The sequence below is a fragment of the Serratia sp. CY44782 genome (assembly GCF_052168715.1).
Classification (GTDB): domain Bacteria; phylum Pseudomonadota; class Gammaproteobacteria; order Enterobacterales; family Enterobacteriaceae; genus Serratia; species Serratia nevei.
Genome location: NZ_JBJNME010000015.1, coordinates 42,331 through 53,983 on the forward strand (window position 1 = coordinate 42,331; position 11,653 = coordinate 53,983).

12 protein-coding genes are annotated in these 11,653 nt (G+C 64.0%); 11 read left to right on the forward strand and 1 reads right to left on the reverse strand.

Annotated elements, in window-relative coordinates; all coding sequences use genetic code 11:
* The first annotated feature begins 7 nt into the window (after positions 1–7).
* From ACJ8HT_RS23315 to ACJ8HT_RS23360, 10 genes are all read left to right on the forward strand, one after another.
* On the forward strand, positions 8–802 hold the full coding sequence (locus ACJ8HT_RS23315; RefSeq protein ID WP_004937625.1) for an IclR family transcriptional regulator: 795 nt from the start codon (positions 8–10) through the stop codon (positions 800–802).
* Between the two features lie 109 nt (positions 803–911).
* Complete coding sequence (locus ACJ8HT_RS23320) at positions 912–1,853, forward strand: VOC family protein (RefSeq protein WP_047729878.1); 942 nt, start codon at positions 912–914, stop codon at positions 1,851–1,853.
* Positions 1,850–3,061, forward strand: a complete 1,212-nt coding sequence (locus tag ACJ8HT_RS23325; RefSeq protein ID WP_194572586.1) for an NAD(P)/FAD-dependent oxidoreductase — start codon at positions 1,850–1,852, stop codon at positions 3,059–3,061. The genes ACJ8HT_RS23320 and ACJ8HT_RS23325 overlap by 4 nt, the downstream gene beginning before the upstream one ends.
* Before the next feature lie 23 nt (positions 3,062–3,084).
* Complete coding sequence (locus ACJ8HT_RS23330; protein ID WP_197652986.1) at positions 3,085–4,341, forward strand: MFS transporter; 1,257 nt, start codon at positions 3,085–3,087, stop codon at positions 4,339–4,341.
* A gap of 32 nt (positions 4,342–4,373) precedes the next feature.
* Complete coding sequence (locus tag ACJ8HT_RS23335) at positions 4,374–4,898, forward strand: cupin domain-containing protein (RefSeq protein ID WP_004937634.1); 525 nt, start codon at positions 4,374–4,376, stop codon at positions 4,896–4,898.
* A complete protein-coding gene (locus tag ACJ8HT_RS23340; RefSeq protein ID WP_197652985.1) occupies positions 4,898–5,716 on the forward strand; it encodes an alpha/beta fold hydrolase in 819 nt (272 codons plus the stop codon). Before ACJ8HT_RS23335 ends, ACJ8HT_RS23340 begins: the two co-directional genes overlap by 1 nt.
* Positions 5,713–6,507, forward strand: coding sequence for an SDR family oxidoreductase (locus ACJ8HT_RS23345; RefSeq protein WP_047570596.1), 795 nt, complete (start codon positions 5,713–5,715; stop codon positions 6,505–6,507). The genes ACJ8HT_RS23340 and ACJ8HT_RS23345 overlap by 4 nt, the downstream gene beginning before the upstream one ends.
* A gap of 15 nt (positions 6,508–6,522) precedes the next feature.
* Positions 6,523–7,317: an aspartate dehydrogenase gene (locus ACJ8HT_RS23350; RefSeq protein WP_194572588.1), complete on the forward strand. Its 795-nt coding sequence runs from the start codon at positions 6,523–6,525 to the stop codon at positions 7,315–7,317.
* A 16-nt stretch (positions 7,318–7,333) separates the two neighbouring features.
* Positions 7,334–8,803, forward strand: a complete 1,470-nt coding sequence (locus ACJ8HT_RS23355) for an aldehyde dehydrogenase (RefSeq protein WP_197652984.1) — start codon at positions 7,334–7,336, stop codon at positions 8,801–8,803.
* Positions 8,804–8,855: 52 nt separating this feature from the next.
* Entirely contained in the window at positions 8,856–10,496 is a 1,641-nt protein-coding gene (locus tag ACJ8HT_RS23360; RefSeq protein WP_197652983.1) for a thiamine pyrophosphate-binding protein, read from the forward strand.
* 41 nt (positions 10,497–10,537) lie between these two features.
* Here the strand turns inward: ACJ8HT_RS23360 and ACJ8HT_RS23365 are convergent, their stop codons facing one another.
* Positions 10,538–11,290, reverse strand: coding sequence for a M48 family metallopeptidase (locus tag ACJ8HT_RS23365; RefSeq protein ID WP_019456034.1), 753 nt, complete (start codon positions 11,288–11,290; stop codon positions 10,538–10,540).
* Between the two features lie 238 nt (positions 11,291–11,528).
* Between ACJ8HT_RS23365 and ACJ8HT_RS23370 the strand changes: the two genes are divergently transcribed.
* The coding region (locus ACJ8HT_RS23370) for a hypothetical protein (RefSeq protein WP_144334738.1) at positions 11,529–11,653 on the forward strand (125 nt) is incomplete at its 3' end.

An 11,653-nucleotide genomic window follows, 5' to 3' on the forward strand; every position in this document is an offset into this window, starting at 1 on the left:
GCGAGAGATGGCGGACGAGCAAGCATGTAAGTATCTGATCCCGGGACTGGATCGCGGGTTGCAGTTGCTGCTGGCGTTTGGCGAGCAGCATAAGGAAATGACTTTCGCCGAGTTGCATCGCCTGGTCGATATGCCGAAGGCCACCGCTTACCGCGTGGTGCAGACGCTCGAGCACCTGGGCTTTTTGGAGCGCAATCCGCGCACTAACACCTTTGCCCTCGGCATCAAGGTGCTGCGCCTCGGCTTCGAATACATCGCGTCGCTGGACGTGGCGCAGGCTGGCCAGCCGGTGATCGAGCAGCTGCGCGATCGTAGCCAGTGCAGCAGTCATCTGGCGATCCGCGACGGGCGCGACGTTATCTACATCGCTCGCGTCAGCGCCGCCGGTTCGCAGATCAATCAGGTCAGCGTCGGCACCCGTTTGCCGGTGCACCAAACCTCTCTGGGTCGCATGCTGTTGACCAGCGCCACCCGCAGCGAGTTCGAACAGCTCTATCCGGACGCGCAGCTGCCGGGCAATGCGCCGGGCACCCCGGCGGATCGAGAAACGCTGTGGCAGATGGTGCAGCAAGACAAAGCGCGCGGCTATGTGATCGGCGAATCGTTCTTCCGCCACGGCATTTCCTCGATCGTCTACCCGATCTTCAACCGCGAGCAGCGGGTCGAGGCGGTGGTCAGCATCATGGTGCCGTCCGATGAGATCCCCAAAGCGGATCGCGAGCGGCTGCGCATGGAAGTGCGCGACGCGGCGGAGAAAATTTCCGGCTTCCTCGGCGCGCCGCCGCAGGCCAACGTCGGCTAACCGGCAGGACCGACTCTTTTACTCAGGCAGGGATAAGGCCCGTAGCAAACAGGGGCCGGGGTTCACTCATGCCTGAAAACCGTATGCAGCGAGAACGTGAGGCTGAACAATGAGCGTAATCGGAATCGAAAAACTGGAATTTGGCGTCGAAGATCTGCCAACCTGCGAAAAATTCATGCAAGACTTCGGCCTGCAGCCCGCCACGCAACATTGGGGCGAACCGCAGCGCGAATTCACTACCCTGAGTGGGGCGCGGGTTGTCCTGCACCCGTTGCAAAGCGCGGCGCTGCCTGCGGCGTTTGAGGGCGGTTCAACCCTGCGCCGCATGACCTGGGGTGTGGCCTCACCCGCCGATCTGGCGCGCCTGCAGCCGCGTTTGGCGCTGATGCCCGGCTTCCGTCAGGTGGGAGAAGAGCTGGAATGCCTCGATCCCAACGGCATGACGCTGCGCTTCGTCGTCAGCCGCCAGCAGGCGGTCGAGGTGCCGGTCACGCCGATCAACCAATGGGGCGATGTGCGCCGCATCGATCAACCCAGCCCGGTCTATTCGCAGGCGCAGCCGATCAACATTGGCCACGTGGTGTTCTTCGTTGAGGATCTGGCGGCGACCGAGCGTTTCTATCGCGAGCTGTTGGATTTCCAGGTTTCCGATCGCTATATCGATCGCGCCGTCTTCCTGCGCACCCAGGCGCGCGGCGGCCACCATAACCTGTTCCTGCTGAAGCTGCCGAACCGCCCACGGGGCCTGAACCACGTGGCGTTCACCGTGCGCGATATCCACGAAGTGATCGGCGGCGGCATCGCCATGAACAAAGAGAAGTGGAGCACCTTTATCGGCCCCGGCCGCCACCCGATCTCCTCGGCCTATTTCTGGTACGTCAATAGCCCGACCGGCGGCGCGTTCGAGTACTACACCAACGACGATTATCTGACGGAAAACTGGCAGCCGCGCGAGCTGGAGCATTCGTTGGTTTCCTTCACCGAATGGGCGGTAGAGGGCGGCATCGATCACGACACGCGCCGCCAACATAAAAAGGCGGAGGCGTTATGAACCGGCCGGAACACGCGGGCATCGTCATCGTCGGCGGCGGCCAGGCCGGCGGCTGGGCGGCCAAGACGCTGCGCGATCGCGGTTACAGCGGCCGGCTGACGGTTGTCAGCGACGAACCCTACGATTTTTACGAGCGGCCGCCGCTGTCGAAAGCGGCGCTGCTGGATGCCGCGGCTCCCCTCAGCCGGCTGTTCAGCGAACAGGCGGTGGCGGAGCTGAATATCGACTGGCGTCGCCCGCTGCGCGCCGAGTCCATCGATGCAGAACAGCAAATCGTCACGCTCAGCGACGGGCAACGGCTGCAGTTCGAGCAGTTGCTGATCGCCACCGGCGGGCGGCCGCGTGTGCCGAGCGCCGCCTGGGCGCAGCACCCGCGCGTGATGACGCTGCGTTCCTGGGACGATGCGGCCCGGTTGCGGCAGGGCCTGCAGGGCTGCCGTCGCCTGGCGATCGTCGGCGGCGGTTGGATCGGGCTGGAGATCGCCGCTTCCGCGCGCCGTCTCGGCGCCGAGGTGACGGTGTTTGAACGCCAGCCTGCGCTGTGCATGCGCAGCGTCGGCGCCGACGTCTCACAGGCGTTGCTCGAACTGCATCGCCAGCAGGGCGTCACGGTGCTGTGCGGCTGCGGCGAGATCTCGCTGGAAAATCGCGACGGCGCCGCCTGGATCGGCAGCGAAGTCAGCGATCCGCAGGCCTTCGATCTGGTGGTGGTGGGGATCGGCGTCGAGCTGAATCTCGAACTGGCGCGCAGCGCCGGGCTGGCGATCGAGTCCGGCATCGTGGTCGACGGTCAGGGGCGCACCAGCCATCCGGCGATTTTCGCCGCCGGCGACGTGGCGCGCCACCCGACGCTCGGCCTGTGCCTGCAGTCTTGGGCCTACGCGCAAAATCAGGCCATCAGCACCGCCTGCGCGATGCTCGACGCCTTCGCCGCCCCGTATGACGACGTGGCCTGGCTTTGGTCGGATCAATACGACGCCAATATCCAGATCCTCGGCGTGCCAAGCGGCGGCGTGCACCATGTGGTGCGCCGCACGCCGCAGTCGCAGGTGTTCTTCACGCTGAACGCCGATCGGCAGCTGGTGCAGATGGTGGCGTTCAACGACGCGCGCACCATCAAGCTCGGCAAGCGTTGGTTGGCGAGCGGCCGGGTGCTGGATCCGCAGCAGCTGGCGGATGCGGAGTTTTCTTTGATGGCGTTGAAATAACGCCCGAACCTCGGGAACGTTTTATGACTACGCAAGACATTGACGCTCGCGTTGGACGGGCGGGGGAAGCCGTTGCCGAAAATCCGCAGCAGCGGGTGCGCTGGTCGGTGCCGATCGCGCTGTTTGCCTGCGTGCTGCTGGCGTTTTTCGACAAGATCAGCATCGCGGCGCTGTTTTCCGATAGTGAGTTCCAGCAGGCGTTAGGGATCGGTTTTGACCCGGCGCGACTAGGCTTGCTGATGAGCGCGTTTCTGTTCTCCTACGGTATTTCCTCGATGCTGCTCAGCGGCATCGGCGATCGGCTTAATCCGGTCAAGGTATTGATTGGCATGATGGTGGTGTGGGGCGTGCTGATGGTGTTGATGGGGATGGTGCGTTCCTATCACGCCATGATGACGCTGCGCATTCTGCTCGGTATCGCCGAAGGGCCGCTGCTGCCGATGGCCTACGCCATTATTCGTCAGGCCTTCCCGCCGCAGCTGCAGGCGCGCGCCACCATGCTGTGGCTGCTCGGCACGCCGTTGGGCGCCGCGCTTGGCTTCCCGGTCACCCTGTACATCCTCAATACCTTCGACTGGCAGGCCACCTTCTTCTTTATGGCGTTTCTGACGTTGCCGGTGATGTTGCTGGTGCTGTTCGGCATGCGCCACCTGAACGTCGCGCGCCCGGCGGCGGCGACCAAGCCGGCGGTGTCCGAACGCCAACAGCATCGCCGAGAGCTATTGCGCAGCCCGCACTTTTGGATGATCTGCCTGTTCAACATCGCCTTCCTGACCTACCTGTGGGGCATGAACGGCTGGTTGCCGAGCTACCTGATCAAGGGGAAAGGCATTCATCTGGAGCATGCCGGTTATCTCTCTTCGCTGCCGTTCATCGCCATGCTGCTCGGCGAAGTGCTGGGCGCCTGGCTGTCGGACAAGCTGGATCGGCGCGCGCTGGCCTGCTTCCTGTCGCTGTGCGGCGCCGGTCTCGGTCTGGCGGTGGTGCTGCACCTGCAGGGCACCTACAGCGTGATCGCTGCCATGGCCTTCAGCACCTTTATGTGGGGCGCCGGCGCGCCGAATATTTTCGCGCTGTTGGCGAAGGCGACCAGTAGCAAGGTCAGCGCTACCGCCGGCGGTATCTTCAACGGGTTGGGCAATTTTGCCGGCGCGTTGGCGCCGGTGCTGATGGGGGCGTTGATCGCCGCCACCGGCAATATGGATAACGGCCTGCTGTTCCTGGTGGTGATGGCTTTCGTCGGCTGCCTCATTCTGCTGCCGTTACTGAGAAAGTACTGATTAATCAATCTATTCAACAGAGGAGTGACAACATGTCTCAGGTTGAGAACAAAGCCGGCGTTAAGCCGCAGGATCTGTCGATGGAAAATTGGGTGGAGTCGCGCATCGCCCGTTTCGAAGGCCGTAAATACGACTGGAACGCGCTGAAGTTCCAGGCCGACTTTGACCCGAAATACCGCCGTGCGCAGATGCGCTACATCGGTACCGGCGCTACCGGCGTGGCCAGCGACGCCAACACCATTCCGGCGGGTAATTTCACCTTCTCCACCATGGTGCTGCCGTCGAAGTGCGAGGGCCCGCTGCACCTGCACGACGACGTGGAAGAAGTGTTCTTCATGCTGAAAGGCAGCATCACGCTGATGATTCAGGATGGGGAAGAGTATTACGAAACCCGGCTGAAAGAACGCGATCTGATCTCGGTGCCGGCGGGGGTGTATCGCGGCCTGTTCAACCACGGCGAGGAAGAGGCGCTGATGTGCGTGATGCTCGGCACCGCCAAGCCGGAGATCCCGACCTATCCGGCGGATCACCCGCTGTCCAAAGTGAAGCGCAACTGATGAACGGCCTGGCGCAACGCCAACGGGCGCGCTGCGGGGCGTACACCCTGAGCTGGCGCGAGGCCGGGCAGGGGCGGCCGGTGGTGTTGCTGCACGGCATCAGCTCCGGATCGGCCTCGTGGAGCAAGCAGCTCAACGATAGCGGCCTGACGGACGGCCACCGTCTGTTGGCGTGGGACGCGCCGGGCTACGGCGGCAGCCTGCCGTTGGCGGATCCTCAGGCCGATGCCGCCGGTTACGCGGCGGCGTTGGCGGCGCTGATTGATGAGCTGCAGCTGGCGCAGCCGCTGATCGTCGGCCATTCGCTGGGGGCGCTGATCGGCAGCGCCTATGCCGCCGGCTATCCGGACGGGTTATGTGGATTGGTGTTGGCGGATCCGGCGCAGGGCTATGCCACGGCGCCGGAGGAAAAACGTCGGCAGGTCTATGGCCAGCGCCAACAGATGATAGAAACGCTGGGGCCGGTGGGCTACGGCGAGCAGCGGGCGGCGGCATTGCTGCGTGAAGGGGCGGATCCGCAGGATATCGCCTGGGTGCGCAACGGCATGCAGCAGCTCGATCCCGACGGTTTTCTGAGCGCAGCCTGGATGCTGGCCAACGACGATATCGGCCGCTATCTGGCGCGCTATCGCGGCCCGCTGGAAGTCTGGTGCGGTGAACAGGATCGCATTACGCCGCCGGAGAAGGCGGCCGAGCTGGCGCGTGAGCAGGACGCGACGCTGCGTTTGATCGCCGCCGCCGGCCATGCCAGCTACCTCGACGCACCGGCGTGTTTCAACCGCTATCTGCGGGACTTTACGGGAGCAATCCAACGATGAATTTTCAGCTTGAGAATCGGGTGGCGGTGGTGACCGGCGGCTCGTCGGGCATCGGTTTCGAAACCCTGAAGCTACTACTGGCCGAAGGGGCGAAGGTGGCGTTCTGCGGCCGCGATCCGGACAAACTGGCCGGCGCAGCAGCCAGCCTGCGCGCGGAGTTTCCGCAGGCGGAGATCCTGGCGCTGCGCTGCGACGTGCTGGACGCGCAGCAGGTGGCGCAGTTCGCTGACCAGGTGACGGCGCATTTTGGCGGCGTGGATCTGCTGATCAACAACGCCGGTCAGGGCTTCGTCGCCCACTTTGACCAGACACCGCGCGAAGCCTGGTTGCATGAGGCCGAGCTGAAGCTGTTCGGCGTGATCAACCCGGTGCAGGCGTTTTTACCGGCGCTGGAACGGTCGACGATCGCGTCGATCACTTGCGTCAACTCGCTGCTGGCGCTGCAGCCGGAAGAACACATGATCGCCACCTCGGCGGCGCGCGCCGCGCTGCTCAACATGACGCTGACGCTGTCGAAAGAGCTGGTGGGCAAAGGCATTCGCGTTAACTCGATCTTGCTGGGGATGGTGGAGTCGGGCCAATGGCGCCGCCGTTTCGACGAGCGCAGCGATAAAGATCAAAGCTGGGAGCAGTGGACGGCGGCGATCGCCGAACGGCGCGGCATCCCGATGAAGCGCCTGGGCAAACCGCAGGAGCCGGCGCAGGCGCTGCTGTTCCTCGCTTCGCCGCTGGCTTCCTTTACCACCGGTGCGGCGCTGGACGTGTCCGGCGGCTTTAACCGCCATGTGTAGCAGGGGCCGATAAAGATGAAGAAGATCATGATGATTGGCTACGGCGCGATGGCGAAGGAAGTGATCGCCCGTTTGCCGGAGGGCGTGGAGGTCGGTTGGATCCTGGCGCGCGCGGCTCATCATGCGGCGATCGCCGAGGCCTTTGGCGGGCGGGTGCAGGCGTTGACCCATCCCGAGCAGTGTTTGCAGCGGCCGGATCTGGTTCTGGAGTGCGCCAGCCAGCAGGCGGTGGCGGAGTTCGGCGAAGCGGTGCTGCAGCGCGGCTGGCCGCTGGCGCTGATTTCGACCGGCGCGCTGGCGGACGCCGCATTGCAACAGCGGCTGCAGCAGGTTTGCCGCAGCTGTCACGGGCAGCTGATCGTGTTGTCCGGTGCGGTGGCGGGGATGGATGGGCTGGCGTCGGCGCGCGAAGGCGGGCTGGAGAGCGTGACCTATCAGGCCAGCAAAAGCCCGGCCAGCTGGCGCGGCAGCCCGGCGGAGCAGCTGATCGACCTCGATGCGGTGAGCGAAGCGCAGGTATTTTTTGAAGGGTCGGCGCGCGAAGCAGCGCGTTTGTTCCCGGCCAATGCCAACGTGGCGGCCACTATTGCGCTCAACGGCCTGGGGATGGACGCCACCCGGGTGCGCCTGCAGGTCGATCCCGCCACTCGGCGCAATACCCATCGTCTGCAGGTGTGCGGCGACTTTGGCGAATTTCACATCGAGCTGAGCGGCACCCCGCTGGCGAGCAATCCCAAAACATCAACCCTGGCGGCGCTGAGCGCGGTACAAGCCTGTCGCCGTCTGGTGGACGGCGGTTTTATTGCCTGAACGGCAGGAGCGGAGCATGGAACGATTGAATATTTTTGTCGCCGGGCGCTGGCGTGAAGGGCGTGGCGAAGAGATGGCTTCGGTATTCCCGGCCGACGGCAGCGTCAACGCGCGGCTGCGCGCCGCTAACGTCGAGGACGTGAACGAGGCGGTAGAAGCGGCGGAACGCGCCTGGCGCGCGCCGGAATGGCGTGGGCTGGTGCCGCATCAACGCGCCTCGATCCTCTACCGCGTCAGCAACCTGATTCTGGCGCAGCAGGAACAGCTGGCCGAGCTGCAGACCCGTGACAACGGCAAGCCGCTGGCGGAAACCCGCGGGCTGGTGGCCAGCGCGGCGGCGACCGCGCGCTACTTCGCGGCCGCCTGCGAGGTGTTGGAAGGCGAGCTGCCGACCCCGCGCAGCGCCGAGGTGATGACGCTCAGCCAGTATCAACCGATGGGGGTGATCGCCGCCATTACGCCGTGGAACTCGCCGATCGCCAGCGAAATGCAGAAGGTGGCGCCGGCGTTGGCAGCGGGCAACGCGGTGGTGCTCAAACCGGCCGAAGCCACGCCGCTGATGGCGCTGAAGCTGGCCGAGCTGTTCGAACAGGCGGGCCTGCCGGCCGGGCTGCTCAGCGTGTTGCCGGGCAAAGGTTCGGTGATCGGCGAGGCGTTGGCGCGCCATCCGCTGGTGAAAAAGATCTCCTTTACCGGCGGGACCAGCACCGGGCGCCATTTGGCGCACATCGCCGCCGACAAGCTGATCCCCACTTCGCTGGAGCTGGGGGGCAAATCGCCGACCATCGTGCTGGAGGACGCCGATCTGGAGCAGGCGGCGCGCGGCATCTGCTACGGCATTTTCAGCTCCGCCGGCCAGGCGTGCATCGCCGGTTCGCGGCTGTTCGTGCATCGTTCGCTGTATCAGCCGCTGCTGGCGCGCTTGACCGAACTGACGGCGGGGCTGTGCATCGGCAACCCGCTGGTGCCGGGCGTGCATCTCGGCCCGCTGATCAGCGCCAAACACCGGCAAAGCGTGGCGGACTACGTGGCGCTGGCGCGGCAGGAGGGCGGCCGGGTGGTCATCGGCGGCGAAGCACCGGCCGATCCGCAACTGGCAAGCGGCAGCTATTACCTGCCGACCATTATTGAAGGCTTGAACAACGACGCCCGCGTTTGTCAGGAAGAGATCTTCGGCCCGGTGCTGGTGGCGTTGCCGTTTGACGACGAACAACAGCTGATCGAACAGGCCAACGACTCGGTATACGGCCTGGCGGCCGGCATCTGGAGCCGCGACTTCCCTCGCGCGATGGCGCTGGCGGAGCGGCTGGAAACCGGCACCGTCTGGGTCAATACCTACAAAACGTTCTCGATTTCCACGCCGTTCGGCGGTTTCAAGGAAAGCGGGCTGGGCCGCGAAAAGGGCCTGAACGGTATCAAGGCCTACATGCAGCAGAAAAGTGTGTATCTGGCGCTGAGCCATCAGGTGAACCGCTGGAGCGACTAGGCCGACACCTCTACGCATAACCCTAATAACGAATACCCTAAGAAGGCAGATGATGAGCGATAAAATCACGGTTGGCGAGGCGATAGCCCGGACTCTGGAACAGTACGCGGTGTCGGCGATGTACGGCATCATTTCGATTCATAATCTGCCGATCGCCGATGCGGTGGGGCAGCGCGATAAAATTCGCTTCGTGCCGGCGCGCGGCGAAGCGGGGGCGGTCACCATGGCCGACGCGCACGGGCGTTTCTCCGGCCTGGGCGTAGCCTTGACCAGCACCGGCGCCGGCGCCGGCAACGCGGTGGGGGCGATGATTGAGGCGCTCAACGCTAACACGCCGCTGCTGCATATCACCGGCCAGGTGGAGAAAGCCTATCTGGACGCCGACGCCGGTTTTATTCATGAAACCCGCGATCAGCTTGGCTTCCTGCGCGCCTGCTCCAAGCGCGCTTACCGGGTCAATTCGCCGGAGCAGGCGGTGGCGGTGATCCAACGGGCGATCCTGGATGCGCAAACCGTGCCCTGCGGCCCGGTGGCGGTCGAGATCCCGATCGATATTCAAAGCAGCCTGGTTTCCCGTTCGGTGCTGACCGAGCCGTTGGCGCCGGCGCCGCTGCCGAAGGCGGACGATGCGGCGGTGGAACGGCTGCATCAGCGGCTGAAACAGGCCAAGCGTCCGCTGCTGTGGTTGGGCGGCGGCGCCTTGGCCTGCGGCGACGCGGTGCGCAAGCTGGCGGACGCCGGCGTGGCGGTGATCTCCAGCACCCACGGGCGCGGCATTCTGCCGGACAGCCATCCGCGCAGCCTGCGGGCGTTCCATAACTCACCGAGCATCGAAGCGATCCTGGCGCAGTGCGATCTGACGCTGGTGGCCGGTTCGCGCTTGCGCAGCAATGAAACTCGTACCTGGACGCTGCCTCTGCCGCGCCCGCTGGTGCAGATTGACATCGATCCGGCGGCGGCCAACCGCAACTATCTGGCCGATGAACAGATCAACGGCGACTGTGCGGCGCTGCTGGCGGCGCTGGCGGCGCGGCTGGCCCCCGGCGAGAAGGTCAACGCCGAGTGGGATGCCGAGATCGCAGGGGCGGTGCAGCAGGCGGAGAGCGCGCTGCGCCAGCAGTCCGGTGAATACGCCAAACTCAACGACGCCATCGACGCCGCGCTGCCGCAGGACGGGCTGTTGGTACGCGATATCACCGTTTCCGGCAGCGTCTGGGGCAGCCGGCTGTTCCGGGCGATCTCGCCGCTGTGCAACATTCATTCGCTGGCGGGCGCCATCGGTATGGGGCTGCCGATGGCCATCGGCACCGCGATTGCCAACCCGCAGCGCAAGGTGGTGGGGCTGGTGGGCGACGGTGGTCTGGCGCTGGGCCTGGGCGAGTTGGCGACCATGGCGCAGGAACAGGTGAATATTACCCTGCTGATCATGAACGACGGCGGTTATGGCGTGATGCGCGGCATTCAGGACAAGTACTTCGCCGGGCGCCAGTATTACAACGAGCTGCACACGCCGGCGTTCACCCAGATCGCCGAAGCGATGGGGCTGAAAGCCTGGAAGGTGGACGCAGCGGCACAGTTCAACGGCGTGCTGGCCGAAGCGATCAACTACCCGGGGCCGTCGGTGGTCGAGGTGGACATGAAACAGGTCGGGCCGCTGACTTTCGCCGGGCCGCCGCAGAAAACGCTGTATTAATACGATAAAAAACGCCCGGCGATTGCCGGGCGTTTTCGTGGTTATTTCTCTGCCGCGATGCGATCGCGAATGTGCTGCGCACGCGCTTGGGAAGAAGGGTGGTCGTCGAACAGGCTGCTCTGGCGGCCGGCTTCCATCTGGGCCAGCTTCTCGAAGCTGGTGGCCAGGCCGTTCGGATCGATGCCGCGTTTTTTCAGCAGATCGAACGAGTAATCATCCGCTTCGCTTTCCTGCTTCTGCGAGAATTGGGCGCTGACCAGCTTCTCGCCGATATCCGCCAGCTGCGACTGCGACAGCGAGCCGATGACACCGCCGGCGGAGGATGCCGCGGTGCGCAGCGCCACGGTGCCGTAAGCTACTTGCATCGCCTTGCGGGTGTGGCCCAGCGCCACGTGGCCCATTTCATGGCCCAGCACGCCTTCCACTTCGTTGTCGTTCATCATGTCCATCAGGCCGCTGTAGACACGGATGCAGCCGTTGGCCATCGCCCAGGCGTTGACGTCTTTGGTCACGTAGACCTTGTAGTTGGCCGGGGTGCCGTTGATGTTGTCGCCCAGCGCCGCGGCGATTTTGTTGAGACGCTTGGCGTAGGTGCTGTCGGCCGGCGCGATTTGTGCCTTGCTGTCCATCTCGGCGCAGGATTTATCACTCAGGGCCTTAACGTCGTTGTTGCTCAGGGTCGCCGCCTGGAATGCCTGGGCGCCGGACTGCATCAAGGTTTCGGTATTCAGGTTTTGACAGCCGGTTGCCAAGGTGGCAATGCCCAACGCAATCAAAGAGGTACGGATCTTCATAACGCCATCTTCCTGTGAAGGTAACAAGGTAAAAGAATCATTTTGCTTGGAGGAAATCTTGTCGCAAGAGCCTAGTGTACGTCAGACGGGGCTAGAATAGTGTTATTCCGAAAAAGCGTCCAATCGTGCTAATAAGTGGTGAACTCGCTCTCATTTGGCATTAGGGATTGCCGTTGTGATGTGGAGTCTGAGAAAATAGGGAACTTGACTGCTTTTTTTATCCGACCTGGAGTAAAACATGTCCTCTCGTAAAGAGCTTGCCAACGCCATCCGCGCACTCAGCATGGACGCCGTACAAAAAGCAAATTCCGGCCACCCGGGTGCCCCTATGGGCATGGCGGACATCGCCGAAGTCCTGTGGCG

What these genes read in the sequence shown, in the direction of transcription:
- ACJ8HT_RS23355 (WP_197652984.1), top strand. Translation starts at nt 7,334, where the DNA reads ATGGAACGATTGAATATTTTTGTCGCCGGGCGCTGGCGTGAAGGGCGT.
- ACJ8HT_RS23315 (WP_004937625.1), top strand. Translation starts at nt 8, where the DNA reads ATGGCGGACGAGCAAGCATGTAAGTATCTGATCCCGGGACTGGATCGC.
- ACJ8HT_RS23335 (WP_004937634.1), top strand. Translation starts at nt 4,374, where the DNA reads ATGTCTCAGGTTGAGAACAAAGCCGGCGTTAAGCCGCAGGATCTGTCG.
- ACJ8HT_RS23330 (WP_197652986.1), top strand. Translation starts at nt 3,085, where the DNA reads ATGACTACGCAAGACATTGACGCTCGCGTTGGACGGGCGGGGGAAGCC.
- ACJ8HT_RS23340 (WP_197652985.1), top strand. Translation starts at nt 4,898, where the DNA reads ATGAACGGCCTGGCGCAACGCCAACGGGCGCGCTGCGGGGCGTACACC.
- ACJ8HT_RS23325 (WP_194572586.1), top strand. Translation starts at nt 1,850, where the DNA reads ATGAACCGGCCGGAACACGCGGGCATCGTCATCGTCGGCGGCGGCCAG.
- ACJ8HT_RS23350 (WP_194572588.1), top strand. Translation starts at nt 6,523, where the DNA reads ATGAAGAAGATCATGATGATTGGCTACGGCGCGATGGCGAAGGAAGTG.
- ACJ8HT_RS23345 (WP_047570596.1), top strand. Translation starts at nt 5,713, where the DNA reads ATGAATTTTCAGCTTGAGAATCGGGTGGCGGTGGTGACCGGCGGCTCG.
- ACJ8HT_RS23320 (WP_047729878.1), top strand. Translation starts at nt 912, where the DNA reads ATGAGCGTAATCGGAATCGAAAAACTGGAATTTGGCGTCGAAGATCTG.
- ACJ8HT_RS23365 (WP_019456034.1), bottom strand. Translation starts at nt 11,290, where the DNA reads ATGAAGATCCGTACCTCTTTGATTGCGTTGGGCATTGCCACCTTGGCA.
- ACJ8HT_RS23360 (WP_197652983.1), top strand. Translation starts at nt 8,856, where the DNA reads ATGAGCGATAAAATCACGGTTGGCGAGGCGATAGCCCGGACTCTGGAA.